Below are 25812 nucleotides of genomic sequence, written 5' to 3'. Positions count from 1 at the left end.
CTGTGCGGCCGTGCTCCGCTACGGTTGGGGCCGTGACCTTACGAGTCCTCGCAGACAGCGTCCTGAGCAACGGTGCCGTCACCGCTGATGTGTTGGCCTACATCCCCAGTCCGTCCCAGGGCGTCTGGCATATCGGCGCATTCCCGCTACGGGCCTATGCCCTGTGCATCATCCTCGGCATCGTCGTCGCCATCTGGTGGGGTGAGCGGCGCTGGCAGCAGCGCGGCGGGCAGCAGGGCGCGATCCTCGACGTCGCGATGTTCGCGGTGCCGTTCGGTCTGGTCGGTGGGCGGCTCTATCACGTGGCCACCGACTGGCAGAAGTATTTCGGCGCGGACGGCCATCCGATCGACGCACTGAAGATCTACCAGGGCGGCCTCGGCATCTGGGGCGCGGTCTTCCTCGGCGGCGTCGGCGCCTGGATCGGCTGCCGGGTCTACCGAATCCCGTTGCCCGCGTTGGGTGATGCGATCGCGCCGCCGATTCTGCTGGCGCAGGCCATCGGCCGCCTCGGCAATTACTTCAACCAGGAGCTCTACGGCCGCAAAACCGATGTGCCGTGGGGCCTGGAGATCTACCTGCGCTTCGATGATCAGGGCAAGCTCGACATGATGAACGGCGTCTCCACCGGCGTCGTCGATAAGGTCGTGCAGCCGACGTTCCTGTACGAGATGATCTGGAACCTGCTGATCGTGGTGCTGCTGGTACAGATCGATAAGCGCTACCGCATCGGCCACGGCCGCCTGTTCGCGCTCTATGTCGCCGGGTACTGCCTGGGCCGCTTCTTCGTCGAGCTGCTGCGCGACGACGAGGCGACCAAGATCGCGGGGATCCGTATCAACTCGTTCACCTCCGCACTCGTATTCCTCGCTGCCGTCGCCTATTTCATCTTCGCGACGAAGGGCAGGGAGACCGCCGATCAGTTGCAACCGTCGACGGTCTCGCGGCCGTGGCCGTGGCAGATCGGCGCGCTGCGCGCGGCGGGGGCGAAATCCGAGGCCGCGTCGAAGGCTGCCGCGGCGGCGGAGGCGGCGCCGAAGCACAGCGCGCAGACGAAGGACGAGATGTCGGTCGCGGCAGCCGAATCGGAGAAATCCGAGATGGCCGAGGCGGAAACCGCCTCCGACAAGGCGGATCTGACAAAACCCGAGAACTCCGGCAACGAATCGGACACCACTGGCGATAACTCAACGGAGTCCGAGACCTCGGGCACCGAGCCGGTCAAGGTCGAAACCTCGAAAAAGGACGACTGATCCCATAGCGACTTGGGTAACTCGTTGGGGGCACTGAGTAGACATGCGACCGCGTGTCCGCGACGATACCTTCGGGTGCCCAATTGCCCGGTAAAACGCGGGGAGACGGGTGAGCGCCCGTCGAAATGCACGAATGATGGAGGACATTAGTGACCGACCCCTACCAGAACCAGCCAGGCTTCGGCGGCCCGCAGTACGGCCCGCCCGGGACGGGGCCGGACCTGAACAAGCAGCCCGAGGTGCCGGGCCAGCAGTACCCGTCGGATCCGTACAACCAGCAGCCGCAGTACGGCCAGCAGCCGCAGTACGGTCAGCAGCCGCCCCAGTACGGTCAGCCCGATCCCTACGGCCAGCAGCCGGGCGGCTACCCGCCCCCGCCGTACCCGGGCGGCGGTTACAACCCGAATGATCCGGAAGCGCCCTACGGCCGCGACCCGTTCGGTGTTCCGTTCTCGGACAAGCAAAAGCTGACCGCGGGCCTGCTGCAGATCTTCCTCGGCGGCTTCGGCATCGGCCGTTTCTACACCGGCCACACCGGCATTGCCATCGCGCAGATCGCGGTCACCTGGCTGACCTGCGGTATCGGCGGTATCTGGCCGCTGATCGACGGCATCATGATGCTGACCGGCAAGGTGCCCGACAGCCTCGGACGGCCATTGCGCGACTGATCGCCGCGCACAGATAACCGACGGGCCCCGTCGCATCGGATGACGATGTGACGGGGCCCGTCGCAATTGCGGCTCACTGTGCGAGGATTCGGCGCACGATGATCGCAATACTGTCGATCAGCAGCTACCTGGCGTAGCCTGAGCCGGGTTTTTGTGTCGTGTGTGGATTGCGGTACCGGTCCGCACACCGAAGAGAGGGACTTTCGTGCGCCGCAAGCTGTTCGCCGCCGCCATGCTCGCCATCATCGCCGCCACCGGGCTCACCGCCTGCGGCACCAGCAGCGATCCGAATGTGCTGAAGGTCGGCACCGAAGGCACCTACTCGCCCTTCAGCTACCAGGGCTCGGACGGCAAGCTCACCGGATACGACATCGAAGTGATCCAGGCGGTCGGCGACAAGATCGGCAAGAAGATCGAGTTCGTGCAGACGCCGTGGGACGCGATTTTCGCTGGGCTCGAGTCCAATCGCTTCGATCTGGTCGCCAACCAGGTCTCGGTCACCGACGAGCGCAAGGCCAAGTACGCCCTGTCGCAGTCCTACACCACCTCCGAGGGGGTGATCCTCACTCGCGCCGACAACACCGGCATCACCGCGCTCGCGGACCTGAGCGGCAAGACCAGCGCGCAGTCGGCGACCAGCAACTGGGCCAAGGTCGCCCAGGGCGCGGGCGCCAAGGTCGAAGCGGTGGAGGGCTTCGTGCAGGCCGTCCAGTTGCTCAAGACCGGCCGCGTGGACGCGACCGTCAACGACAGCCTCGTCGCGCTCGACTACATCAAGAAGAACGGCGACACCAGCGTCAAGATCGCCGCCAAGGCCGGTGAGGTCAGCCATCAGGCCTTCGCCGCCCGCAAGGACGACGCGCTGATCGGTCAGGTGAATACCGCGCTGGATCAGCTGCGCGCCGACGGCACCCTGACCAAGATCGCCGAGAAGTACTTCGGCACCGACGTCAGCAAATAGCCGTCCGTGGATCCCGCAACCAGGGAACTGATCTGGCACAACCTGTGGCCGATGCTGCACGCCACGATCGACAAGACCATCCCGCTGACCGCGATCAGCTTCGTCATCGGTCTGTTCATCGCGTTGTTCGTGGCGCTGGCCCGGATGTCACCGATGTGGTTCCTCTCGGCGCCCGCCCGGTTCTACATCTCGATCATTCGCGGTACGCCGTTGCTGGTGCAGCTGTTCATCGTGTTCTACGCGTTGCCGCAGTTCAATATCGTTATCGATCCGTTCCCGGCTGCGGTGATCGCGTTCAGCCTCAATGTCGGCGGTTACGCCGCCGAGGTCGTGCGCGCCGCCATCCTCAGCGTCGCGCAGGGCCAGTGGGAGGCGGCCAAGGCGCTCGGCATGTCGTATGCCCAGGAGTTGCGGCTGATCATCTTGCCGCAGGCCGCGCGGATCGCGGTGCCACCGCTGTCCAATACGCTCATCTCGCTGGTCAAGGACACCTCACTGGCCTCGACCATCCTGGTGACCGAACTGCTGCGTACCGCGCAGCTGGCGGCGGCCCCGACCTTCGACTTCTTCGCCCTGTACGGCGTCGCCGCGCTGTACTACTGGGCGATCTGCCTCGTGCTCGGCTTCGGACAGACCCGGCTGGAGACCCGCCTTTCCCGCCATGTCGCACGCTGACGAGACCGGTTTGTAGCTTCCGCTAATCGTTCGTACATATTTTTCACCTACCTTTCACCGAGGCCACAGCGGGCTTGGGGTACCACACGGGACTAGGCTCTACCCGTGATGCGACGGACGAAGATTGTGTGCACTCTCGGCCCAGCGACCGCTACCGAGGAACGTATTCGGGAACTCGTCGAGAGCGGCATGGATGTGGCGCGGCTGAATTTCAGCCATGGCGAGCACTCCGACCATGCCGAGAACTACAAGAAGGTGCGGCAGGCCTCGGACCATGTCGGTCGGGCGGTCGGCATTCTCGCCGACCTGCAGGGACCGAAGATCCGGCTGGGCCGCTTCACAGAGGGCAAGACCGTTTGGGCCAGCGGTGAAGAGGTCCGCATAACCGTCGACGAGATCGTTGGCACCCACGATCGCGTCTCCACTACCTACAAAGAGCTGGCCAAGGACGCCAAACCGGGCGACCGCCTGCTCATCGACGACGGCAAGGTCGGCGTCACGGTCACCAGGGTCGAGGGCAACGACGTCGTCTGCCGTGTGACCGAGGGCGGTCCGGTCAGCAATAACAAGGGCGTCTCGCTGCCCGGCATGGATGTTTCCGTGCCCGCGCTCTCCGAGAAGGACATCGAGGATCTGGAATTCGCGCTCAAGCTCGGCGTCGACTTCATCGCGCTGTCCTTCGTGCGCTCGCCGTCGGATGTCGAGCTGGTGCACGATGTGATGGATCGCGTCGGGCGCCGCGTCCCGGTGATCGGCAAGTTGGAGAAGCCAGAGGCCATCGACAACCTCGAGGCCATCGTGCTCGCCTTCGACGCGGTCATGGTCGCCCGCGGTGACCTCGGTGTCGAGCTGCCGCTCGAGCAGGTGCCGATCGTGCAGAAACGCGCCATCCAGATGGCCCGCGAGAACGCGAAGCCGGTCATCGTCGCGACCCAGATGCTGGAGTCGATGATCGAGAACTCCCGCCCGACCCGCGCCGAGGCCTCCGATGTGGCCAACGCGGTGCTCGACGGCGCGGATGCGGTGATGCTCTCCGGTGAGACCTCGGTCGGCGCGTACCCGATCGAAACGGTGCGCACCATGGCCCGCATCGTGCACGCCGTGGAGACCGAATCCACCCGGGTGCCACCGCTGACCCACGTGCCGCGCACCAAGCGCGGTGTCATCTCCTACGCCGCCCGCGATATCGGCGAGCGGCTCAACGCCAAGGCGCTGGTCGCCTTCACCCAGTCCGGCGATACGGTTCGCCGCCTGGCCCGTTTGCACACCCCGCTGCCGTTGCTGGCGTTCACCCCCCTTCCAGAGGTGCGCAGCCAGCTGTCGCTCACTTGGGGCACCGAAACCTTCATCGTCCCGACGGTGGACAGCACCGATGCGATGATCCACCAGGTGGATGTAGCACTTCTGTCCATGGAGCGATACCAAAAAGGTGATCTGGTGGTAATCGTGGCAGGCTCCCCGCCCGGTACTGTCGGCTCCACCAATCTGATCCATGTGCACCGTATCGGTGAGGAGGACCATTAGGTGAGTGCTTCGCTAGGTGGCGCCGTCGGCCTTGGTGCCGCGGCTGCAGGTTCCGACCTGGACGTGCTGCTCGGACTGCTGGATCTGGATCAGGTCGACGAAGACGTCTTCGTCGGCCAGCATCCAGAGAAGGTCTGGAGCCGCACGTTCGGCGGTCAGCTCGTATCGCAGGCGATCATGGCGGCCGGACGGACGGTCGACGGCGACCGGCCGCTGCATGCCGTGAATGCGCATTTCGTGCGCGGCGGCGATGTGAAGAAGCCGATCGAATACCGGGTCGACCGCCACCGCGACGGCCGCTCACTGGCCAACCGCACGGTCACCGCGACCCAGGACGATCAGGAACTGTTCGTCATGCTGGCCGCGTTCCAGGATTGGGGCAAGGGGCTCGAGCATGCGCACGCCCAGCCGGAGGTGCCTGATCCGGAAACGCTGCCGCGCGTCGAGGAGAGCTTCGAAGGCTTGGAGGACAAGCTGGAGATGTTCGTCAAGGCGCCGCACCCGATCGATATGCGCTACACCAACGATCCGGCCTGGATCCTGAAGGGCACGGGGGAGCGGCTCAACCACAACCGCGTATGGATGCGCACCGACGGCAGGCTGCCCGACGATCCGCTGATTCACGTTGCGGCGCTTGGTTATTCATCCGACACCACGGTGCTGGATTCGATCATCACCACCCACGGCCTTTCCTGGGGTCTCGACCGCATCGTGGCCGCGACGATCAACCACTCGATCTGGTTCCACCGCCCGTTCCGCTTCGACGACTGGGCGCTCTACGCCACCGAATCCCCGGTGGCAGCCGGTTCGCGTGGCCTGGCCACCGGCCGATTCTTCTCACGCAGTGGCGAATTGCTCGCCACCACCGTGCAGGAAGGCGTCATTCGCCACTTCCCGTCTCGCGGATGAGTCTGGTGCCCATGTGTATCGCGGACAGCGACAACTGATTTCGCGAGCACATGGGTGACTCATCGGGAGCGCCCGCACTCTTACGACGCGGGGCCTGAACACAACTTTCGCCTGGCTTGCAGGGCCTAGGGCCCGGGTAGGCGGAATCGTTCGCGTTCGGTTTCGAAATCGAAGCTGTCACGCCGCTGCATCCGGATGGTTCGCGGAATCTCCAGATCCGTTGGGCAGCTGGCGGTTTCCAGCATCAGACGCTTTTCCAGCGCCGCTAGGCTCGGCGCGGTCAGATCGCGCGGGGCACCGACCAGGCTGAGTGCGATCTCATAGGTGCGGCGGATAGCGGGCTCCTGGCCGGGATGGTCTACCCGCCACTGGGTTTCGAGCAGGATGTGCTCGGGCGCATCGGGCTCGACGGGGAGCGTGAAGCGCCATGCGAAGACATCGCGGTCCTGGAGGTGGTCGTCCACCACCTCGCGCACCGAATCGACGACGCGATCGAGGGTTTCCGGTGTCACATAAACATGGAGCGAAACATCCGAAATTCGTTTCGGCATGTCTGATTCCTGTCGTGTGTCGAACCATCAACGGCGGAAGCTATTTGTGAAAGCGGGCGCGTGCGCGCAAGGGGGAGTGTAACCCCCTCGGTAGCGATTGGACACTGAGCCCTGCGTGTCACCTGACCCGCTGCGCGGCGAGGAAGGTCGCGAGCGGCGCGGGCGCCGCCCCGGGTTGCACGACGAGACCACCGCGCTCGTCATCGGCGGGCCTGGCCTGCTCGTGTGGTGCCAACGCCAGCAGCAGCGGCACCAGGGCCTCGGCGATCCGGTCACCGACTTCGCAGAACGCGGCCTCCGATAGGCCGACCGGATCGGCGATATTCTCCCGGCCGACCATCGAGAGATCGTGGCGGGCGCGATGCATATCGGCGATCGTCTCGGCCCCGGTGACCTTGGCGATGCGATGCGCTTCCAGCAGTGTGAAAGTCCGTGACGCCGCACCGAAGCCCATCCCCGCCGCCTGATCCCGGATCTGTTCGGTCATGGCGAGTACCAGGTCCGCGCGGTCGATCAGCTCCGGCTTGAGCTTGCGCGCCCGGAAATGATCGGCATTCGCACCGAGTCCCTCGATGGTGCGCGCTGCGAGCGGTTCCACCGGAAATCCCACCAGCGCACGGGTTCCCGCACTTTCCGCGGTAAGCCCGGACAGGTTGTATTCGACGGCCACGGCGCGGGTGAGCCGCTCGGCGATCACCGAACGACAGACATTGCCGTTGCAGACGAACAGGACGTGCATGCGGATACGGTAAGCCGCTCGAGCGTCGACCAGAAGGCCGTCGACATCGAATCACAGCCCGACGGGCACTTATTCATCTGCTGGTCAAGTGCCGTACACGAAGTACGCCCCGATATTCAGAGAGACGCTCGATACGCGTTGCCGGTAGGCGGCCGATCGGTAATCGAGGTCTGGGCGTCCTGCTGAAATTACCCCGGCACAGGCGATTTCAACCATCACGGTATCGCCACGTTTGGGAACCGATTCGACCGAACTCAGTCGGACTCGCCGGGGTAGTAAGTGGATTCGGCGACCACGGGCGCCACCTTGGCGTCTTCGTTGTCGACCCGGCCCCGGGTCGAGAACATTCGGCCACGGGAGGCGACGACGGGCGCGAACCGCGGCAGCCCCGAGTTTCTCGCCATATCGTCGTACATCGCGTCGATGCCGCCGCGCATGAAGTAGGCCTCGTGCCAGAACCCCGTCCCGCCGGAGTCACGCAGAAACTTCTGCCACCAATCCCGGTGCGGCGCAGAGCGTGTCCAGCGTTCCAGCGAATCCAGATCCCGCCAGTACTGTCGCGCTCCCCAATGCGGCGGGAACAGCGACCAGATCACGTCCTCGTGCGATAACAGCCCATCCGGGCGATCCTTGTGCGACCGATACAGTTTCGGGCCGAGACCGAGTAATCGCAGGATCCCGCGCGGCTTGCGCACCCGCATCCCGAGGTAGATGACGACCAGATCCGGATACCCGGACAGATCGACAGTGGTCCTGTTCACCCGCATGCCGCAACCTCCGCAACCAGGGGTCTGCTCGCAAACCCTACGCATGAACTACGACCCAGGCGAACATTCAGTTCGACACCGGCCGCACAAGTTGTGAACCGATAGACCATGAATTCGGTACCGGGGTCAGCGCAGAGGCACTACCCACATGCAGTCGGTGCGGAACACCTTGACGCAACCACCGCTGGGGGTTGGGGGCGAAACCCCGCCGGGCGGGGTCGTGGGACTGCACCCCCAAAAATCACAACCAGCGAGGTCGGCCCATGCTCTCCATGGGCATGGGCCGCCTACGAGTTGGTGCCGATTGTGGGACTCGAACCCACACGTCCTTTCGGACAACGGTTTTTGAGACCGTCGCGTCTGCCAGTTCCGCCAAATCGGCGCACCGGTGGAAAAGCATAGCGGGTGACTGGTGAAAACCACGAATGGGCTGGCTGCGGAGTGATCGTCGCCCCGTTTGCGCAGGGTATATGGGTTGTATGCAGAACTGAAAGGTAGTCTTTACAGCACTCGATAGCGACGGTGGGTCGATGGACCGGTACATGGATCACGGCCACCTTTTCGCGTGTCGGGGACACGGCATCGGAACCAGAGGGGTCTACCTATGAGCAACACAGCAGGGGGCGCCGGCACGAAGCGGGACGCCGGGGCGAAGCGGGTCGTCGTCGCGGAGGACGAAGCGCTCATCCGTATGGATCTGGTGGAGATGCTGACCGAAGAGGGCTATCAGGTCGTCGGCGAGGCGGGCGATGGCCAGCAGGCGGTCGATCTGGCGGTGGAGCATCGGCCGGATCTGGTCATCATGGATGTGAAGATGCCGCGCCGCGACGGTATCGACGCGGCGGCCGAAATCGCGTCGAAACGTGTTGCGCCGGTGGTGATTCTGACCGCGTTCAGTCAGCGCGACCTGGTCGAGCGGGCGCGCGACGCCGGTGCGATGGCCTATCTGGTCAAGCCGTTCACGAAGTCGGATCTGGTGCCCGCCATCGAACTGGCGGCCAGCCGCTTCCACGAGATCACGGCGTTGGAGAGCGAGGTCGCCAATCTGGCCGATCGCCTGGAGACGCGCAAGCTCGTCGAGCGGGCCAAGGGCGTGCTCATGCAGACCCAGGGACTGTCAGAACCGCAGGCATTCAAGTGGATTCAACGCACGGCAATGGACCGCCGCACTACCATGAAGGCCGTAGCCGAGGTGGTGCTGGAAAATCTGGCCCCGAAGTAGGCAGGTCCGTGCGCCCTGGCCCGATCAAGGCCGGAAATTTTACTTTCCGGAAACCGGATCGCGATGAAAAATTCGAAACGAAGTCATTCGGATGATCCGAATGTGATGCGCAGCTAACGTACCAACGCTATGTTCTGACCGGGCTGACGTGGTCGGCCTCCTCGGAGAGAGCCCGGGGGAGCACAGGACGTAGAGGTGAAACGTGCTTAGTTCGACATGGCGCAGTCGTTCGATGCGGGGGGCATTGGCCATCGGTGCCGCCGCCGCGCTCGTGCTGACGGGGTGTAGCGACAAATCGACCGACAGCGGCTCGGGCAGCACCTCCGGTGCGGGTGGTGCCGGTGGTCTGAAGATCCAGCCGGTCATGCAGATCGACGCAAACGGCAAGCAGGTGCCCAAGTCGGATAGCGCCGCTGCCGCTGACCCGGCGGGCGACGGCAAAGCCACCTGCCCGGCGGGCACCTCGATCGCGATGGCGGGCGCACTGACCGGTCCGGACGCGGCCCTCGGCATCAATATCGTCGACGGTGTGAAGCTCGCGCTGGACAAGCACAACAAGGCCAACCCGGGCTGCAAGATCGAGCTCAAGCAGTTCGACACCGAGGGCGACCCGCAGAAGGCCACCCAGGTCATCCCGCAGATCGTCAACGACAAGTCGGTCATCGGTCTGATCGGTCCGGCGTTCTCCGGTGAGACCAAGGCGACCGGCAAGATCCTCAGCGACGCGGGCCTGGTCTCGGCGACCTCCTCGGCCACCAACGAGACGCTGACCCAGAACGGCTGGACCAGCTTCTTCCGCGGTCTGGCCAATGACGGCGTGCAGGGTCCGTCCGTCGGCAAGTACCTGGTCAACACCGCGGGCTACAAGAAGGTCTGCGTCATCCAGGACAACACCGACTACGGCACCGGCCTGGCCAAGTCGATCATCGAGGGCCTCGGCTCCGCGAACGACGCGTCCTGCAACGCCAGCATCAAGAAGGGCGATAAGGACTTCTCCGCCACGGTCACCAAGATCGCGAGCGCAGCGCCCGACGCCGTCTTCTATTCCGGCTACTACTCCGAGGGCGCGCCGCTGGCCCAGCAGCTGAAGTCCGGTGGCGTCAAGGCGGTCTTCGTCTCCGCTGACGGCACCAACGATCCGCAGTTCGTCGCGCAGGCCGGTAGCTCGTCCAAGGGTGCGGTACTGTCCTGCCCGTGTGGCCCGGCGCCGGACAAGTTCGCGGCGGACTACAAGGCCCTCAACGGGCAGGAGCCGGGTGTGTACTCGGTGGAAGGCTACGATCTGACCACGATCCTGGCCAAGGGCATCGACGGCGGCAAGCTGACCCGTCCCGACCTGCTGGAATACGTGCGGTCCTATGACGGCAACGGTCTTGCGCGTCAGTACAAGTGGAACGCGACAGGTGAACTGTCCAACGCACTGATCTGGATCTACGAGGTCAAGTAGCCCCACAACCCGGACAGCGGCACGTGCGAGGGTCGCACGACCCTCGCACGTGCCGCTGTCCGGTGGGCGAATCAAGTGAGGCACAAGACGAATGACATCAACGGCATTGGCTGGCGCTGTACAACTCGCCAGCGGATCGATCGACTTCAACTACCACGGAGTGATCGATAACTTCTGGCGACTGACCGTCGACGGGGTGACCTACGGCTCTATCTACGCCTTGGTCGCCGTGGGCTATACCTTGGTCTACGGCGTATTGCGGCTGATCAATTTCGCCCATTCGGAAATATTCATGCTCGGCATGTTCGGTCAATTGATCGGGCTCATGCTGTTCGGATTCGTGGCGAACCCCGACGTGTACACCCAGGGCATCGTCCTGACCGTCATCTATCTCGCGTTGGCGATGATCATCGGCATGCTGGTATCCGGTGGCGCCGCGGTCGGATTGGAGCGTGTGGCCTATCGGCCGCTGCGCAAACGCGGTGCCAAACCGCTCAGCTTCCTCATCACGGCGATCGGCATGTCGTTCGTCATCCAGGAATTCGTGCACTTCATCCTGCCGAAGATCAATCCCAAACTCGGTGGCACCAACGCACAGCAGCCGGTCAAACTGGTCGAGCCGAGTGTGCAGTTCAGCTTCTTCGGCGCCGATATCGACAACATCAAGGTGCTCATCGTGCTGGCGGCGATCGCGCTCGCGATCGTGACCGAGGTGCTGATCAACCGGACCAAATTCGGGCGTGGCATCCGCGCCGTCGCCCAGGACCCCGATACCGCGACGCTGATGGGCGTCTCGCGAGAGCGGGTCATCATGCTGACCTTCTTCATCGGCGGCGTGCTCGCGGGTGCGGCCGCGCTGCTGTACGCGATCAAGATTCCGCAGGGCATCATCTACTCCGGCGGATTCATCCTCGGCATCAAGGCATTCAGCGCCGCGGTGCTCGGCGGCATCGGCAACCTGCGCGGTGCGCTGCTCGGCGGCATCCTGCTCGGTGTGGTGGAACAGTACGGCCAATCGCTGCTCGGCTCGGAATGGCGTGATGTCGTCGCCTTCGTCGTGCTGGTGCTGGTGCTGATGGTTCGTCCGACCGGCATCCTCGGTGAGAGTCTCGGAAGGGCCCGCGCATGACCGACTCGACCAAGACCCCCGATACGCCCTCGCTCGAGACGCCGAAGGCCCCAGCGCCGAGGCATGGTGTCGGAGATGCGATTCGGACCTGGTGGGACGGCCTGAGCCGCCCCGCGCAATGGGGCGTCGGCGTGCCGATCCTCCTTCTGCTCGCACTGCTTCCGCTGTTCCCGCCGCCGCTGCTGGACACACCCGGCTACAACTTCGGCCTGGTCATGGCACAGGTCGCGATGTACGCGCTGATCGCCATCGGCCTGAATGTCGTTGTCGGACAGGCGGGTCTGCTCGACCTCGGCTACGTCGGCTTCTACGCCATCGGCGCGTATACGGTCGGTCTGCTCACCAGTCCCAATAGTCCGTGGAATCAGACCGATGGCGGCTGGCTGAATCCGACCTGGGCCTGGATGGCCTGTCTGCCGATCGCGGTCGCGGTGACGGCCATCTCCGGCATCATCCTCGGCACTCCGACGCTGCGGCTGCGCGGTGACTATCTGGCCATCGTCACCCTCGGCTTCGGTGAGATCGTTCGGTTGCTCGCCGACAATCTCTCCGATATCACCAACGGCAGCCTGGGTCTGTCCGGCGTCGCATTCCCGCACGTCGGCGAATCCGACAGCAAGCCGGAGGGTGTTTTCTCCGGCGGCAACAGCGGCAATGCCGACAGCGCGAACCTGCTCGACCGGGCCAGCTACGGCACCTGGTGGTACTGGTTCGCGATGGTGCTGGTGATCATGGTGCTGCTGATCGTCGGCAATCTGGAACGCAGCCGGGTCGGCCGCGCCTGGGTGGCCATCCGCGAGGACGAGGACGCCGCCGAGATCATGGGCGTGCCGACCTTCAAATTCAAGCTGTGGGCCTTCACGATCGGCGCTGCCGTCGGCGGCATGTCCGGTGCGATCTACGCCGGTCAGGTGCAGTTCATCAACCCCACCGGGTTCAACATCATCAATTCGATGCTGTTCCTGTGCGCGGTCGTTATCGGCGGTCAGGGCAATAAGCTCGGCGTCATCTTCGGCGCGTTCATCATTGCCTATCTGCCCGCTCGGCTGCAGTCGGTGAAATTGGTGAGCAACGAGGCGACCGGGTACATCCTGTTGGCGATCGACGTGCTGATCTTCGTCGGGTTGATCGTCGTCTGGAAGTACAAGAGCGACGACCTGAGCCCATGGCCGCGGCGCGGCTGTATCGCGGGCATGGTGGTCACCGGTGTCATGGGTGCGCTGCTACTCGGCAGCGTATTGCTGTTCCGCGTCGGCGGTGCGCAGACCCTCGGTGACCTCAAGTACATGTACTTCGGAATCACCTTGGTGGTCATGATGATTCTGCGGCCACAGGGTCTGTTCCCGGTGCGGCAGAAGCTGCTCACCTTCGGTAGGCAGGTGTACCAGGCCGTGCGCAAACCGGCCGAGCGTGAATTGATCGGAGCGCGACAATGACCGGGCCCGGCGCGGGTGACGCCCTGTTCGACAATGAGGATATGGCGGCCGGTTATGCGGCTCCGCCAGAAGTCGAGAGCGCAGGCGAGGTCGATGTCACCGCCGTGATCCCGGTGCTCGCCGATGCCGAGGTCGTCGCGGATGTGGTTGCGCCACACCGCGAAATAGAAACCCCGGTGGGTGAGCCGCTGCTGCGGACCGATGGGCTCACGGTGAAGTTCGGCGGTCTGACCGCATTGGACAAGGTCAGTTTCGAGATCCGCCGCGGCGAAATCCTCGGACTGATCGGACCCAATGGCGCGGGCAAGACGACCTGCTTCAACGCCATCACCGGTGTCTACAAACCGGCCTCGGGTCTGGTGTATTTCGACGGCAAACCACTGACGAAGACCAAGCGCAACGAGATCACCCGGCTCGGCATCGCCCGCACCTTCCAGAACGTGCGGCTCTTCGGTGAGATGACCGCGCTGGAGAATGTGGTGGTCGGCACCGACGCCAGGCATAAGACCTCGGTACCGGGCGCCATCTTCCGCACCCCACGGCACCGCAGTGAGGAGAAAGACGCGATCGAGCGCGGCATGGCCCTGCTCGAATTCGTCGGCATCGCACCGCGTGCGGTGGAGAAGGCGCGCAATCTCTCCTACGGCGATCAGCGCCGATTGGAGATCGCCCGCGCGCTGGCCACCGAGCCGAAACTGCTCTGCCTGGACGAACCCGCCGCTGGGTTCAATCCGAGCGAGAAGTCGGCGCTGATGGATCTGATCCGCAAGATCCGTGACGACGGGTTCACCGTGCTGCTGATCGAGCACGATATGCGCTTGGTCATGGGTGTCACGGATCGGATCGTGGTACTGGAGTTCGGTCGTAAGATCGCCGATGGGCTGCCCGCGCAGATCCGCGACAACCCGGATGTGATCGCGGCGTATCTGGGCGTTCCCGATACCGATGCCGCGGCGACCGAAAGGACCACCGCCGTAACCGAAGTGGTCGAACCGGAACAGCCCGCTGCCGAACCGACCCCGGCCGCGCCTCGTGAGCCGGCGGCCCGTGACTTCAGTGCGGCACCGCCGCTGCTCGAGGTCGACGATATGGTGGTCAACTACGGCAGAATCCAAGCGCTGCACGGGGTTTCGCTCCGGGTCGCCGAGGGTGAGCTGGTCACGTTGCTCGGTGCGAACGGCGCGGGCAAGACCACCACCATGCGTGCGCTGTCGGGCTTGCTGCCGCTCACCCGCGGCAAGATCAAGTTCGAGGGCCGCGACATCACCCAGATGAAGGCGCACGAGCGGGTCACGCACGGGTTGATCCAGGCACCGGAGGGTCGGGGTGTGTTCCCCGGTATGACGGTCCAGGAGAACCTCGATATGGGTTGCTACGGAAGGGCTTTCAAGCAGAAGGCGGAGTACGGTCAGACGCTGGAGTGGGTCTTCGACCTGTTCCCGCGGCTATCGGAGCGGCGCAAGCAGGTCGGCGGCACGCTCTCCGGCGGTGAGCAGCAGATGCTGGCCATCGGCCGCTCGCTCATGGCCCGCCCGCGCCTGCTACTGCTCGACGAACCGTCGATGGGCTTGGCGCCCATGGTGATTCAGCAGATCTTCCGGATCATCAGCGAGATCAATCAGCAGGGCACCACCGTGCTGTTGGTGGAGCAGAACGCGCAACAGGCACTGACCCGCAGCGATCGCGCCTACATCCTGGAGACCGGTGAGGTCACCAAGAGCGGTATCGGCGGGAATCTGCTCACCGATCCCGCGGTGAAGTCGGCCTACCTCGGCGTGGGATAACCGAAAAGTCGGGCCCGTCCATGGGCGCCTCGAGGCATGATTGCGGCCATGGACGGGCATGACGAACTCAGGAATCTGGCCGACCGCTACTGGGACAGCGTGCTGGTGGCGGCGCCGAGCACGGCCACCCTGCTCGGCGACCACCGCTTCGACGATCGCGTCGAGGACCTGTCACCCGAGGCCGAGCAGCGGCTGCTGGCGACCTTTCGCCAGCTGCGCGAGCAGGTCGTCGGCCTCGATGCACAAGGGTTGGGCGCTGCGGACCAGGTCACCCGAAGTCTACTGCGCACCGAATTGGACACGGCCATCGACAATTTGGCGTGGCGGCCGACGGAACTGGCGTCGGACCAGATGGACGGCGTGCACGCCGGAATGCTCATGATGGCCAGCCAGACCAAGGCACTACAGCCCGAATACGCGCTCGCCCTTGTGCAGCGGTATCGCCAGTTCGACAGGCTGTTCGACCAGGCAGTCGAGCAGTTCCGCAACGGTCTGGCCGCGGGCCGCGCCCCCGCGCGCATCACCATCGAGCGCTCGCTCAATCAGCTCGACGGCTACCTCGCCGCCGATCTCGCCACCGACCCGTTCACCACCTTCGCCGGACCGGCGGATTGGGACTGGGAGGCCGCCTGGCGCGCCGAACTCACCGAGGTCGCCCGTGACGTGATTCGCCCTGCCTTCCAACGCTATCGGGATGTGCTGGCCGACGAACTGCGGCCAGCCGCCCGTCCCGACGACAAATGCGGGCTGTGCTGGCTCGGCGCCGACGGCGAGGATATCTACCGGCGCCAGTTGCGCCGCCACACCACCCTGCCCGACCTCGGTGCGGAGCAGATCCACGAACTCGGCCTGTCCGAATTGGCGCTGCTGCGCGAGGAATATGCCGCCGTGGGCACCCGGCTGTTCGGTACCACCGACACCACCGAGATCTTCACCCGCCTGCGCCGAGATCCGGAACTGCGTTACGTCAGTGGCGAGGAGATCATGGCCGATGCCCAACGCGCGCTCGGTGCGGCGGTCGCGGAAATGGGCAACTGGTTCGGTCGCCTGCCCAAGGAATCCTGCGATATCGTCGCGGTACCGGACTTCCTGGCCGCGGATGCGCCTGCGGCGTACTACTTTCCGCCCGCCGCAGACGGTTCCCGGCCCGGCACCTACTTCGTCAACCAGCACGAGCCCAGCGGCCGCAGCCGCTACGAGACGGCGGCGGTGGCCTACCACGAGGCGATTCCGGGACATCACCTGCAGCTCACCATCGCCAATGAGCTCGATCAGCTGCCACGATTCCAGCGGCAGTCGTTCGCGAACACCGCCTTCGTCGAGGGCTGGGCGCTCTACACCGAACGCCTGGCCGACGAAATGGGTTTGTACGCAGACGATTTGGATCGTGTCGGGATGCTCGCCGCCGACTCGTGGCGCTCGTGCCGGCTCGTCGTCGACACCGGCATCCACGCCAAGGGCTGGAGTCGTCAGCAGGCCATCGATTTCATGATCGCCAATGCGCCGGTCGGGTTGGCCGAGATCGAGGTCGAGGTGGACCGCTATATCGCCATTCCGGGGCAGGCCGTCGCGTATAAGGTCGGTCAGCTCGAGATTCGCGGTCAGCGCCGCTCGGCCGCCGAGCGGCTCGGTGCTGATTTCGATATCAAGGCATTTCATGATGTGGTGCTCGGCGCCGGATCGGTCAGCCTGCCGGTGTTGCGTGAACTCGTAGCCACACTGTGACCCGCTGACCCGGTCCTCGAGTTGCGTGCGGGGCCGGGCGGGGTTCCAATGAATGTGCGGTGATCGAGCTCCACAGGGGAATCATGAACAGCACGTTCAGCTCTCGGCTCGCTCGGCTGCGCGGTAGGCGGCTGGTGCTCGCCTGGGCGGTGCTCGGCGTGGTCGGCGCGCTGGCGGCGGCGACTCTCCTGATGGTGAACGGACAGTCCGCCGGCGCGGGCGAAGTGCGTACGGCGCGTGTCGTTTCCGACAATGCGATGACGCCGGGGTTCACCGGTGCCCTGCCCGGATCGGCGAATCCGGTCGGTGACGCCGCGCCGCCGGTTGCCGCGGCACCGCTGGCCGGAGCGGCACCGGACGGGATGCCGGTGGCATCGAGCCGTCCAGTACAGGCGCTGGCCGACCATCCGCTCTTCGCCCAGCACGCTGGGCTCGGCAGGGTCGACTGCAAATTGCCCGCCTGGCGCGACGATCCGGAGGCGGCGCGGGCGTTCTATCGGGCCGCGATCGCCTGCCTCGACGCATCATGGGAACCGACGCTGCGCGGCGCCGGACTGCCATTCCACCCGCCGCGGCTACTGGCCCCCGCGGAATCCCGTGACGTGGCCAGCCAATGCGTGCAGCGGCTGCGCAACGGCCCGACAACCTTCTACTGCGCCCTCGACGAAACGCTCGTCCTGCCGTACGACGCGATGCGGCCACTGTCCGGCGGCTCCCGCCGCGGCGCCCAATTGGCCGTGGTCACCACCGAATACGGCCACCACGTGCAGACCTTGATCGGTGTCATGCAGGCATACACCGAAAAACATTCGACACTCGGCAAGGACACCGCCGCAGGTCAAGAACAAAGCCGCCGCATGGAGTTGCAGGCCCGCTGCTTCTCCGGCATGTTCCTGGGCACCAACTTCGGCCGCGCCGATATCGATCAGCAAACCTGGGCCGAGGCCTCCCACACTGTCCGCAACGACACCGGCAACCCGCGCATGCACGGCACTGAGGAAAACGTCTGGGGCTGGTGGAGATGGGGCTCGGACAAGGGCGACACCTGGGAGTGCAATACCTGGTACAGCTCTCCGGCCCACGTGGAATAGGCGCGGCCGAGTCCGCTACCGCACTGTCCGTCGATCCTCGGCCAGTGCCTCGAGTACGGCCGCGGTATCCAGATAGAACGGTCGGATCTCGACGATCAGGCCGTCGCGGAAGGTCATCAGCTGCATCACCGAGGTCTCCAGCAGGCGACCGGTGGCGCGGGCCAGCATGCGGCCGCGGTTGTAGATGACCACCGTCTCGCCGTCGACCACGAATCGCTGCTCGATGAACTCCAACGATCCCCAGGTCCGGCTCATTGCCACCATGAATTTCTCGATGCCGTCGGGGCCGCGCCATTCGCCGCCATAGGGCAGATGTTCGGCCTGGTACATGACGACATCGGGATCCAGGCATGCGCCCATGGCATCGAAGTTCGTGCCCTCGGTGATGTAGGCGGCTTCGGCGGCGAAGAACTTCTGGAGTGCGGCGAGGGTTGTGGTCACCGGAAAATCATGGCCATCGGGCGCGACCACTTCTGGCGGAAATCGGACGGCTCGCTGGACACTCGTCACTAGAGGGTGCCGCGGCTGTGGATTGTCGGTGGGGCTCCCTAGACTCTTGCAGGTGACCCCAGCGACTACTGATCAGCGTTCCAGCGCCGTGCCCGTAGCAGCCAGCGATGCGGGCGGTGAGCGGCCGACGTTGCTGCTGCTGGATGGGCATTCGGTTGCCTATCGCGCGTTCTTCGCATTGCCCGCGGAGAACTTCAAGACGGTCACGGGGCAGACCACCAATGCGGTCTACGGGTTCACCGCGATGCTGATCAATCTGCTGCGGGATGAGAAGCCGACACATATCGCGGCCGCCTTCGATGTCAGCCGCAAGACGTTCCGCACCGAGGCCTATCCGGAGTACAAGGCAGGGCGCAGCGCCACGCCCGATGAATTCCGCGGCCAGGTCGAACTCACCAAGGACGTGCTCGGCGCCATGGGCATTCCGGTCATGGCCATCGACGGTTTCGAGGCCGACGATCTGATCGCCACCATCGCCACCCAGGCGGTGTCCGAGGGATTCCGCGTCCTCATCGTCTCCGGTGACCGCGACGCTATTCAGCTGGTCAGCGATGACGTCACGCTGCTCTACCCGCGCAAAGGCGTCTCCGATCTGACTCGCTTCACCCCCGACGAGGTGATGGCCAAATATCAGCTCACCCCGGCCCAGTATCCGGATTATGCGGCGCTGCGCGGCGACCCCAGCGATAACCTGCCCGGCATTCCGGGGGTCGGGGAGAAGACCGCCGCCAAGTGGATCCGCGAATACGGCGATCTCACGACCCTCGTCGACAAGGTGGACGAGGTGAAGGGCAAGGTCGGCGACGCACTGCGCGCCAACCTCAGCAGTGTGGTGCTCAACCGCCAGCTCACCGAGATGGTCCGCGACGTCCCGCTGCCCTACACCCCCGAACAGCTGGCCCAGCAGCCGTGGGATCGCAATAAGATCCACCAGCTCTTCGACGACCTGGAGTTCCGGGTGCTGCGCGACCGGCTCTTCGAAACCCTCGCCCCGCCGGAGCCCGAGGCCGAATCCGGCTTCGAGATCAGCGGCGGTGCGCTCGAGGTCGGTGCGGTCGCGGCCTGGCTCGCAGAGCATGCGAAAGTCGGTGTGCGCCACGGTATTTCGGTCGTCGGCAATGGCACACCCGGCAATGGTGACGTGCGTGCGCTCGCCATCGCCGCCGCGGACGGCGAAAGCGGCTATATCGATGTCGCCGTGCTGACCCCGGAAGATGAGGCCGCGCTCGGCAGCTGGCTCGCCGCTGCCGCCGTGCCGAAGGCGCTGCACGAGGCCAAGGTCGCGATGCACGCGCTGCGCGGGCGCGGCTGGGCCCTCACCGGTCTCACCAGCGACACCGCACTGGCCGCCTATCTGGTCCGCCCCGGCCAGCGCAGCTTCAACCTCGACGATCTGTCACTGCGCTACCTGCACCGCGAGTTGCGCGCCGAGACCGATGAAACCCCGCAGCTGTCCCTGCTCGACGATGCGGACACCGTCGACGCCGAAGCGGCGCAGACCGAAATGCTGCGCGCGAGGGCGGTTCTCGACCTCGCCGAGGCGCTCGATGGCGAATTGCGCCAGATCGAGTCCAGCGCACTGCTCGACGATATGGAACTGCCCCTGCTCGGGGTACTCGCCGAACTCGAGAACGCGGGCATCGCGGTCGATATCGACCAGCTCGAAACCCTGCAGCGGCAATTCGCCGATAAGGTCAGTGATGCGGCCAACTCCGCCTATGACGTGATCGGCAAGCAGATCAACCTCGGCTCGCCCAAGCAGCTGCAGGTGGTGCTCTTCGACGAGCTCGATATGCCCAAGACCAAGCGCACCAAGACCGGCTACACCACCGACGCCGACGCGCTGGAATCGCTGTTCGAGAAGACCGAGCACCCGTTCCTGCAGCATCTGCTCGAACACCGCGACGCCACCCGGCTCAAGGTCACCGTGGACGGTCTGCTCAAATCCGTGGGCGACGACGGCCGCATCCACACCACCTTCAACCAGACCATCGCCGCGACGGGGCGACTGTCCTCGACCGAGCCGAATCTGCAGAACATCCCCATCCGCACCGACACCGGCCGCCAGATCCGCGACACCTTCGTCGTCGGCTCCGGCTACCAGTCGCTGATGACCGCGGACTACAGCCAGATCGAAATGCGCATCATGGCCCACCTGTCCGGCGACGAGGGGCTGATCGAGGCGTTCAACTCCGGCGAGGACCTGCACACCTTCGTCGCGTCCAAGGCCTTCGACATTCCGCTCTCCGAGGTCAACCCCGAAATGCGCCGCCGCATCAAGGCGATGTCCTACGGTCTCGCCTATGGCCTGAGCTCCTACGGTCTGTCCACCCAGCTGAAGATCAGTACGCAGGAGGCCAAGGAGCAGATGGACATCTACTTCGACCGCTTCGGTGGCATCCGCGACTACCTCTACGAAGTCGTCGAGCAGGCCCGCAAGGTCGGCTACACCGAAACCCTCTTCGGCCGCCGCCGCTACCTGCCCGACCTGGACTCCAGCAACCGCCAGCGCCGCGAGGCCGCCGAACGCATGGCCCTCAACGCGCCGATTCAGGGCACCGCCGCCGACATCATCAAGGTGGCGATGATCAACGTGCACAAGGCGATTCGGGAAGCCGGCCTGCGCTCGCGGATGCTGCTGCAGATCCACGACGAATTGGTCTTCGAGGTCGCCGAGGGGGAGAAGGACACCCTGGAGGCGCTGGCCCGCGAACAGATGTCCTCGGCGATCACCCTGTCGGTGCCGTTGGACGTATCCGTCGGCACCGGCCGCAGCTGGGACGCCGCCGCGCACTGAGCGCGGTTGTCGGCACATCGGATATCCGGTGTGCCGCACCGCATTTCATGATCTGACGATCACTGCTCGCGTCGCACCAGCTTCGCCGAGCCCGCACCGAGATCGATCTCGTCGCGCGGTGGCGCACCATCGGATTTGTCTTCTCTGTGCATCAACGTCGTCTGCCGTTGCTCGAACTCGTAGTGCTTGGACCCCTGGAAAACCGCTGTCACTTGGTCGAATCCGGTCGCGGCGACCGGCGTGTGCCTGCGGTGTCGGAACCACGGCAGGATCCGACTTCCGGTGAGCCGATTCCACAACACCTCAACGAACGCGAGTCCGATCAGCAGGATTGCCAACCCGGGGATGGTCATGGCGACAAGAGCACCCATGTGACCGAAGGTACCGTCGCGTCGGCCGCCTGCCACCCTGCACCGGGGCGACACCTCTGAGCTGCGACGATGGTACTCGCGAGTAGGCACGACGGTGCAACAAATGTGGTTGCTATTGCGTCAAGATGGACATATTGTGGTCCGCGTGCCGAATCCCGTCGACCGCCACAGCGCCGCGCTGAATGTCGCAGACCGCGACAGCGTCGTGCTCATTCCGCTTACCGCGATGGTGGCAACTCGGCGACTTCTCGTAGTAACCCGCCGTAGCGGGGTCTGATTCGGACCGGCCCCCTCGCTGCGGGCTACTGAATACTTACTGCTGGTCCCCTCTGTCAATGAGAAGACAATCCTCGGGAAGACCTACGCGCAATGACCATGCTGACACTTGATACCCATACGTTCATCGCCGCCGCGCCCAAGGCACTGCGCGCCGAATGCGCCGATCTGACACCGGCGCAGTTCCACGACCGCTATTGCGAACTCAGCGGTCCGATCCGGGTCGGCGACTGGTCGCCCGCGGGCAAGCGGAGCGCGGAGTTCACGGCGACGCTCGAATTCACCGACCATCTGCGCACGGTGATCGCCACCGGCAGCCCGGTCGCCGCGATGACCTCGGCCCTCTACGACGAGGGCTACCCGGTCGAAATCCTGCAATTCCACCAGCGCCGCACCGCGTCGGGCACCGCGACCTTCGTGCAATGCGAATGCAACGGCAGGCGTGGCTGGGGTGCTGCCCTGGCCGAGGACGGCGCCGAATCGACGGTCCGCGCCATGATTGCGGGTGTGAATCTCCTCCGCCTCCCCGGCCCTTCAGCCGATCGGTAACTGCCGCGAGATCCGTGCAGCGCGCCGACGGTTGGGAGCGGGCCGACTCTTGGGCGTACCCGACGAGTTACCCATGTGCAGTCGAAATCAGTTGTCGCGCTGGATATCACAAGGGCCGTTCACCTCGACGAGGTGAACGGCCCTTGCACGTTACGCGCGCCGGCCTACTGCTCGGCCTGCTGCTCCGCGAGCTGCTTGCGCACCTCATCCATATCCAGCGCCTGCACCTGGGTGACCAGATCCTCCAACGCGGCGGGCGGCAGTGCGCCCGGCTGCGCGAAGACCAGCACGCCCTCACGGAACGCCATGATGGTCGGGATGGAGCGGATATTGGCGGCGGCGGCCAAGCCCTGCTCGGCCTCGGTGTCGACCTTGCCGTGTACGACATCCGGATGCTTATCCGAGGATGCCTCGTAGGTCGGTGCGAAGCTCTTGCACGGGCCGCACCAGTCGGCCCAGAAATCGACGAGTACCACGTCGTTTCCGGTGACTACCTCATCGAAATTCTGCTGGTTCAGCGTCTGGGTGGCCATGACGTCCTCTCGTATCGTATGTCGCCTGCTGTAACGCCCGGCGCTGGCCTTATCTTCCCTGGGCGACCGGCCACTCGCGCCGTTGATCGCCGTCCCAGCGCCGGATACCCACTACCGTGGCCGGGAAATCACGGTCCCTGGCGACCGCGTGGATCGCTTCGCCGAGATGTTGCGTCGGCACCCGTCTGGCCAGCGTGATATGGGGTGTCCACTCGTCGGGCTGCAGGTTCGCCGGAACCCCGGGACACGGCGATACCGCGGCGAAGATGCGCCGGTGCAGGGCGAGCAGCTGCTCCGAGGGCACCACCATCCGGACCAGGATCGGATGGCGCGCACCGAAGACCAGCAACCCACCTAGGCGCACCGGGATCGGTCGGAAGGTCAGCTGATCCAGCGCGTGATCGATGCGCGGCCAGATCTGCCTGGCGACCGCGACGGTGATATGCGGCCGGTTGGTCTCAGTATGCTTCCCGGCCAAACTGGGGATGCCCGCATCCGCGAGCAACTGCCACTGCCGCCGGATTTCCGCATCGGCCGCGTCGTCCAACAATAATTCGACCGACTGCACCATGTTCACGAGAGATTAGCCGCCCTTGCGGCACTATGGGCGGCGAACATGCATAGCCGTCGTGGGTCCCAAGTGTCGGTGCACGAATCATGTCGCGGGAGGATGACCGGGTGAACGCTGTGAGGGAACGTGACACGTCGCCCGTGCGACTCGGCCTGATCGATGGTGACGGCATCGGCCCCGAGGTGGTCGGCGCCACCCGCGCCGTGGTCGACGAAGCGCTCGCGGCGGCGGGTGCGGCCGCCGTGGAATGGGTTCCTTTACTGATGGGGCATCGCGCCATCGAAGAATTCGGCGATCCGTTGCCCGAGCAGACTCTCGCGGCTCTCGACGAACTCGACGCCTGGATCCTCGGTCCGCACGACAACGCGTCCTACCCGGCCGAGCACCGCATCGCTCCCGGCGGGGCCATCCGTAAACGCTTCGGTCTCTATGCCAACCTGCGCCCGGCCCGCGCCTTCGCCGGAATCAAGGCGAGCGCCCCTGATATCGACTTGGTGATCGTCCGGGAGAACAGTGAGGGCTTCTACGCCGACCGCAATATGTTCGCCGGATCCGGTGAGTTCCGGCCGACCGCCGATATCGCGATGGCGGTCGGCGTGATCACCCGGCAGGCCTGCGAGCGGATCGCGCACGAAGCCTTCCGGCTCGCCGCCGCGCGCCGCAAGCGGGTGACCATCGTGCACAAGGCCAATGTGCTGCCCATGACCATGGGTCTGTTCCGTGACGTCTGCTATGACGTCGCACACGCCTATCCCGGTGTCGAGGTCGACGATGAGCACGTCGACGCGACGGCCGCCCATCTGGTCCGCGCTGCCCGCGACTATGACGTGCTGGTGACCGAGAACCTCTTCGGCGATATCCTCTCCGATCTCGCGGGGGAATTGAGCGGATCGCTCGGCATGGCCGCATCGCTGAATTGCTCGGCGACCAGGGCGATGGCCCAGGCGGTACACGGCGCCGCACCGACCTTGGCCGGACACAACCGCGCAAACCCCGCGGCGCTCCAACTCTCGGCCGCAATGTTGTTGCACTGGCTGGGAATTCGCGATAACAACCGCGCACTGGTGAGCGCTGGTGAGCGCATCGAACGTGCCGTCGCGGCCACCTTCATTGCCGGAATCGCCACCGCCGACCTGGGCGGTCTCGCCTCGACCAGCGAATTCACCGAGCAGGTCCGCGCCCGGGTGCATCGCCGCTGACGCGCGGGTCCGCGGGCGAGCAGGAGCCCAACTCGTTCGAACACGGAGTCATCCGGTAGGGTCCACCGCCGGTACCTGAGTGTTTGCTGTGCTCGTAGAGTTCCGAACAGAACGGATAATCTTCCGTTACTGTCCAGCACGAAACAGCGCGATCGCTTAGATTGCCAAACGGGTGGTGACACCCGGGTTTCTCGAATCCGAAATGTGGAGGGCTGCTGTGTCTGTTCGATCGGTTCTTGGCAGGCGCGCCCTGCAAGCAATGTGCGTTCTCGCCGGTGGTGCCTTGGTGCTGACGGGCTGTAGTAACTCCGAGGACAACTCGCCCGCGGTCGCGAAGGTTTCCGGTATCGACAAGTTCGATGCGGCCGCCGCGCTGCTCCCGGACAATATCAAGCAGTCGGGCACGCTCATTGTCGGAGTCAATATCCCCTATCAGCCCAATGAGTACAGGGATGCGAATGACAAGATCGTCGGCTTCGATGTCGACATGATGGACGCCGTCGCCGCGACCCTCGGCCTCGAGGCCGACTACCGGGAATCCTCCTTCGAGAAGATCATCCCCGCGATCCAGGCGGGCACCTACGCCGTCGGCATGTCCTCCATTACCGATTCGAAGGAACGCGAACAGAGCGTCGACTTCACCACCTACTTCAACGCGGGCAGCCAGTGGGCGCAGCAGTCGGGTAAGCCGATCGACCCGGACAACGCCTGCGGTAAGCGGGTCGCGGTGCAGGCCACCACGGTTCAGGACACCGACGAGATCCCGGCCCGCAGCAAGAAGTGCGAGGCGGAGGGCAAGCCCGCCATCGATAAGAAGTCGTTCGACGAGCAGAGCGCGGCGACCAACGCCCTGATGCTCGGCCAGGTCGACGCGATGTCGGCGGATTCGCCGGTGACCGCGTACGCGATCAAGAAGAGCGACGGCAAGATCGAGGCGGCCGGTAAGGTCTTCGACTCCGCGCCCTACGGGTGGGCCATCCCCAAGGGATCGGCGCTCGGCAAGGCGCTGCAGGCCGCCGTCCAGCACCTGATCGATAACGGCAAGTACCTGGAGATCACCAAGAACTGGGGTGTACAGGAAGGCGCGATCACCAAGTCGGTCATCAACGGCGCCGCGAGCTGATC

General features: G+C 64.9%; 25 protein-coding genes, 1 tRNA gene and 1 pseudogene. 19 read left to right on the top strand and 8 right to left on the bottom strand.

The genetic code is table 11. The annotated features are described in order from the left end of the window. The first annotated feature begins 32 nt into the window (after positions 1-32). The 6 genes from lgt (at position 33) to ACQP1G_RS31805 (ending at position 5990) form a co-directional block, all read left to right on the top strand. Positions 33-1253 carry a prolipoprotein diacylglyceryl transferase gene (gene lgt / locus ACQP1G_RS31830; protein WP_433193321.1) on the top strand — a complete coding sequence of 407 codons (1221 nt, stop codon included), beginning with the start codon at positions 33-35 and terminating at the stop codon, positions 1251-1253. 149 nt (positions 1254-1402) lie between these two features. Beyond that, positions 1403-1921: a TM2 domain-containing protein gene (locus ACQP1G_RS31825; protein WP_433193320.1), complete on the top strand. Its 519-nt coding sequence runs from the start codon at positions 1403-1405 to the stop codon at positions 1919-1921. Between the two features lie 205 nt (positions 1922-2126). Next, positions 2127-2882 (top strand): amino acid ABC transporter substrate-binding protein, encoded by a 756-nt coding sequence (locus ACQP1G_RS31820; RefSeq protein WP_433193319.1) that lies wholly within the window; start codon positions 2127-2129, stop codon positions 2880-2882. A gap of 6 nt (positions 2883-2888) precedes the next feature. Further along, positions 2889-3557 (top strand): amino acid ABC transporter permease, encoded by a 669-nt coding sequence (locus ACQP1G_RS31815; protein WP_433193317.1) that lies wholly within the window; start codon positions 2889-2891, stop codon positions 3555-3557. Positions 3558-3662: 105 nt separating this feature from the next. Continuing rightward, on the top strand, positions 3663-5081 hold the full coding sequence (gene pyk / locus ACQP1G_RS31810; RefSeq protein ID WP_433193315.1) for a pyruvate kinase: 1419 nt from the start codon (positions 3663-3665) through the stop codon (positions 5079-5081). Continuing rightward, positions 5082-5990 (top strand): acyl-CoA thioesterase, encoded by a 909-nt coding sequence (locus ACQP1G_RS31805; protein ID WP_433193313.1) that lies wholly within the window; start codon positions 5082-5084, stop codon positions 5988-5990. A gap of 125 nt (positions 5991-6115) precedes the next feature. On the opposite strand, the gene ACQP1G_RS31800 is transcribed toward ACQP1G_RS31805, so the two are convergent. From ACQP1G_RS31800 to ACQP1G_RS31785, 4 genes are all read right to left on the bottom strand, one after another. Further along, positions 6116-6541 (bottom strand): hypothetical protein, encoded by a 426-nt coding sequence (locus ACQP1G_RS31800; protein WP_433193312.1) that lies wholly within the window; start codon positions 6539-6541, stop codon positions 6116-6118. A gap of 118 nt (positions 6542-6659) precedes the next feature. Next, positions 6660-7280, bottom strand: a complete 621-nt coding sequence (locus ACQP1G_RS31795; RefSeq protein WP_433193311.1) for a low molecular weight phosphatase family protein — start codon at positions 7278-7280, stop codon at positions 6660-6662. A gap of 254 nt (positions 7281-7534) precedes the next feature. Further along, positions 7535-8047: a monooxygenase family protein gene (locus ACQP1G_RS31790; protein ID WP_433193309.1), complete on the bottom strand. Its 513-nt coding sequence runs from the start codon at positions 8045-8047 to the stop codon at positions 7535-7537. Positions 8048-8342: 295 nt separating this feature from the next. Next, positions 8343-8429 (bottom strand) — tRNA-Leu (locus ACQP1G_RS31785). A 222-nt stretch (positions 8430-8651) separates the two neighbouring features. Here ACQP1G_RS31785 and ACQP1G_RS31780 point away from each other — a divergent pair. The 8 genes and pseudogenes from ACQP1G_RS31780 (at position 8652) to ACQP1G_RS31745 (ending at position 17881) form a co-directional block, all read left to right on the top strand. Next, positions 8652-9269, top strand: a complete 618-nt coding sequence (locus tag ACQP1G_RS31780; protein WP_040688928.1) for an ANTAR domain-containing response regulator — start codon at positions 8652-8654, stop codon at positions 9267-9269. Positions 9270-9501: 232 nt separating this feature from the next. Further along, positions 9502-10716, top strand: a complete 1215-nt coding sequence (locus ACQP1G_RS31775; protein ID WP_433193308.1) for a branched-chain amino acid ABC transporter substrate-binding protein — start codon at positions 9502-9504, stop codon at positions 10714-10716. Between the two features lie 91 nt (positions 10717-10807). Continuing rightward, positions 10808-11845, top strand: a complete 1038-nt coding sequence (locus tag ACQP1G_RS31770) for a branched-chain amino acid ABC transporter permease (protein ID WP_433193306.1) — start codon at positions 10808-10810, stop codon at positions 11843-11845. After that, positions 11842-13281, top strand: a complete 1440-nt coding sequence (locus ACQP1G_RS31765; protein WP_433193304.1) for a branched-chain amino acid ABC transporter permease — start codon at positions 11842-11844, stop codon at positions 13279-13281. Before ACQP1G_RS31770 ends, ACQP1G_RS31765 begins: the two co-directional genes overlap by 4 nt. After that, positions 13278-14234: pseudogene (locus ACQP1G_RS31760) on the top strand (ABC transporter ATP-binding protein); the annotation flags it as partial. The gene ACQP1G_RS31765 and the pseudogene ACQP1G_RS31760, both read left to right, overlap by 4 nt. Positions 14235-14369: 135 nt before the next feature. After that, positions 14370-15065 carry an ABC transporter ATP-binding protein gene (locus ACQP1G_RS31755; protein ID WP_433208997.1) on the top strand — a complete coding sequence of 232 codons (696 nt, stop codon included), beginning with the start codon at positions 14370-14372 and terminating at the stop codon, positions 15063-15065. A 48-nt stretch (positions 15066-15113) separates the two neighbouring features. Next, positions 15114-16790, top strand: coding sequence for a DUF885 domain-containing protein (locus ACQP1G_RS31750; protein WP_433193302.1), 1677 nt, complete (start codon positions 15114-15116; stop codon positions 16788-16790). Between the two features lie 83 nt (positions 16791-16873). Further along, the gene (locus ACQP1G_RS31745; RefSeq protein WP_433193301.1) at positions 16874-17881 is read left to right on the top strand and encodes a neutral zinc metallopeptidase; all 1008 of its coding nucleotides are present in this window, start codon (positions 16874-16876) and stop codon (positions 17879-17881) included. Positions 17882-17896: 15 nt separating this feature from the next. On the opposite strand, the gene ACQP1G_RS31740 is transcribed toward ACQP1G_RS31745, so the two are convergent. Further along, the gene (locus tag ACQP1G_RS31740; protein ID WP_433193300.1) at positions 17897-18322 is read right to left on the bottom strand and encodes a nuclear transport factor 2 family protein; all 426 of its coding nucleotides are present in this window, start codon (positions 18320-18322) and stop codon (positions 17897-17899) included. A gap of 121 nt (positions 18323-18443) precedes the next feature. On the opposite strand from ACQP1G_RS31740, the gene polA reads away from it, so the two are divergent. Continuing rightward, complete coding sequence (gene polA / locus ACQP1G_RS31735) at positions 18444-21188, top strand: DNA polymerase I (RefSeq protein WP_433193299.1); 2745 nt, start codon at positions 18444-18446, stop codon at positions 21186-21188. Positions 21189-21247: 59 nt separating this feature from the next. Here the strand turns inward: polA and ACQP1G_RS31730 are convergent, their stop codons facing one another. After that, entirely contained in the window at positions 21248-21559 is a 312-nt protein-coding gene (locus tag ACQP1G_RS31730) for a DUF6191 domain-containing protein (RefSeq protein WP_433193298.1), read from the bottom strand. 145 nt (positions 21560-21704) lie between these two features. Between ACQP1G_RS31730 and ACQP1G_RS31725 the strand changes: the two genes are divergently transcribed. Further along, positions 21705-21836, top strand: coding sequence for a hypothetical protein (locus ACQP1G_RS31725; protein WP_433193297.1), 132 nt, complete (start codon positions 21705-21707; stop codon positions 21834-21836). Between the two features lie 98 nt (positions 21837-21934). Continuing rightward, positions 21935-22384: a 2-keto-3-deoxygluconate kinase gene (locus tag ACQP1G_RS31720; RefSeq protein WP_433193296.1), complete on the top strand. Its 450-nt coding sequence runs from the start codon at positions 21935-21937 to the stop codon at positions 22382-22384. Between the two features lie 164 nt (positions 22385-22548). Here ACQP1G_RS31720 and trxA read toward each other — a convergent pair whose 3' ends face one another. Together trxA and ACQP1G_RS31710 are read right to left on the bottom strand one after the other, a co-directional pair. Continuing rightward, a complete protein-coding gene (gene trxA / locus ACQP1G_RS31715) occupies positions 22549-22917 on the bottom strand; it encodes a thioredoxin (RefSeq protein WP_433193294.1) in 369 nt (122 codons plus the stop codon). A 49-nt stretch (positions 22918-22966) separates the two neighbouring features. Then, positions 22967-23488 carry a 2'-5' RNA ligase family protein gene (locus tag ACQP1G_RS31710; protein ID WP_433193293.1) on the bottom strand — a complete coding sequence of 174 codons (522 nt, stop codon included), beginning with the start codon at positions 23486-23488 and terminating at the stop codon, positions 22967-22969. Positions 23489-23604: 116 nt separating this feature from the next. Here ACQP1G_RS31710 and ACQP1G_RS31705 point away from each other — a divergent pair, with 116 nt between their 5' ends. Together ACQP1G_RS31705 and ACQP1G_RS31700 are read left to right on the top strand one after the other, a co-directional pair. After that, entirely contained in the window at positions 23605-24687 is a 1083-nt protein-coding gene (locus ACQP1G_RS31705) for an isocitrate/isopropylmalate dehydrogenase family protein (protein WP_433208994.1), read from the top strand. Between the two features lie 259 nt (positions 24688-24946). Beyond that, positions 24947-25810 (top strand): ABC transporter substrate-binding protein, encoded by an 864-nt coding sequence (locus ACQP1G_RS31700; protein WP_433193292.1) that lies wholly within the window; start codon positions 24947-24949, stop codon positions 25808-25810. The last annotated feature ends 2 nt before the right edge of the window (positions 25811-25812 follow it).

Origin of the sequence: Nocardia sp. CA-107356 (assembly GCF_050946365.1) — a bacterium.
Taxonomy (GTDB): domain Bacteria; phylum Actinomycetota; class Actinomycetes; order Mycobacteriales; family Mycobacteriaceae; genus Nocardia.
Note: the sequence above shows the minus strand (reverse complement) of the source record. Positions and strands in the feature narration are given on the sequence as shown.

What these genes read in the sequence shown, in the direction of transcription:
- ACQP1G_RS31800 (WP_433193312.1), bottom strand. Translation starts at nt 6,541, where the DNA reads ATGCCGAAACGAATTTCGGATGTTTCGCTCCATGTTTATGTGACACCG.
- ACQP1G_RS31795 (WP_433193311.1), bottom strand. Translation starts at nt 7,280, where the DNA reads ATGCACGTCCTGTTCGTCTGCAACGGCAATGTCTGTCGTTCGGTGATC.
- ACQP1G_RS31790 (WP_433193309.1), bottom strand. Translation starts at nt 8,047, where the DNA reads ATGCGGGTGAACAGGACCACTGTCGATCTGTCCGGGTATCCGGATCTG.
- ACQP1G_RS31780 (WP_040688928.1), top strand. Translation starts at nt 8,652, where the DNA reads ATGAGCAACACAGCAGGGGGCGCCGGCACGAAGCGGGACGCCGGGGCG.
- ACQP1G_RS31775 (WP_433193308.1), top strand. Translation starts at nt 9,502, where the DNA reads ATGCGGGGGGCATTGGCCATCGGTGCCGCCGCCGCGCTCGTGCTGACG.
- ACQP1G_RS31770 (WP_433193306.1), top strand. Translation starts at nt 10,808, where the DNA reads ATGACATCAACGGCATTGGCTGGCGCTGTACAACTCGCCAGCGGATCG.
- ACQP1G_RS31765 (WP_433193304.1), top strand. Translation starts at nt 11,842, where the DNA reads ATGACCGACTCGACCAAGACCCCCGATACGCCCTCGCTCGAGACGCCG.
- ACQP1G_RS31755 (WP_433208997.1), top strand. Translation starts at nt 14,370, where the DNA reads ATGGTGGTCAACTACGGCAGAATCCAAGCGCTGCACGGGGTTTCGCTC.
- ACQP1G_RS31750 (WP_433193302.1), top strand. Translation starts at nt 15,114, where the DNA reads ATGGACGGGCATGACGAACTCAGGAATCTGGCCGACCGCTACTGGGAC.
- ACQP1G_RS31745 (WP_433193301.1), top strand. Translation starts at nt 16,874, where the DNA reads ATGAACAGCACGTTCAGCTCTCGGCTCGCTCGGCTGCGCGGTAGGCGG.
- ACQP1G_RS31730 (WP_433193298.1), bottom strand. Translation starts at nt 21,559, where the DNA reads ATGGGTGCTCTTGTCGCCATGACCATCCCCGGGTTGGCAATCCTGCTG.
- ACQP1G_RS31720 (WP_433193296.1), top strand. Translation starts at nt 21,935, where the DNA reads ATGCTGACACTTGATACCCATACGTTCATCGCCGCCGCGCCCAAGGCA.
- trxA (WP_433193294.1), bottom strand. Translation starts at nt 22,917, where the DNA reads ATGGCCACCCAGACGCTGAACCAGCAGAATTTCGATGAGGTAGTCACC.
- ACQP1G_RS31710 (WP_433193293.1), bottom strand. Translation starts at nt 23,488, where the DNA reads ATGGTGCAGTCGGTCGAATTATTGTTGGACGACGCGGCCGATGCGGAA.
- ACQP1G_RS31700 (WP_433193292.1), top strand. Translation starts at nt 24,947, where the DNA reads ATGTGCGTTCTCGCCGGTGGTGCCTTGGTGCTGACGGGCTGTAGTAAC.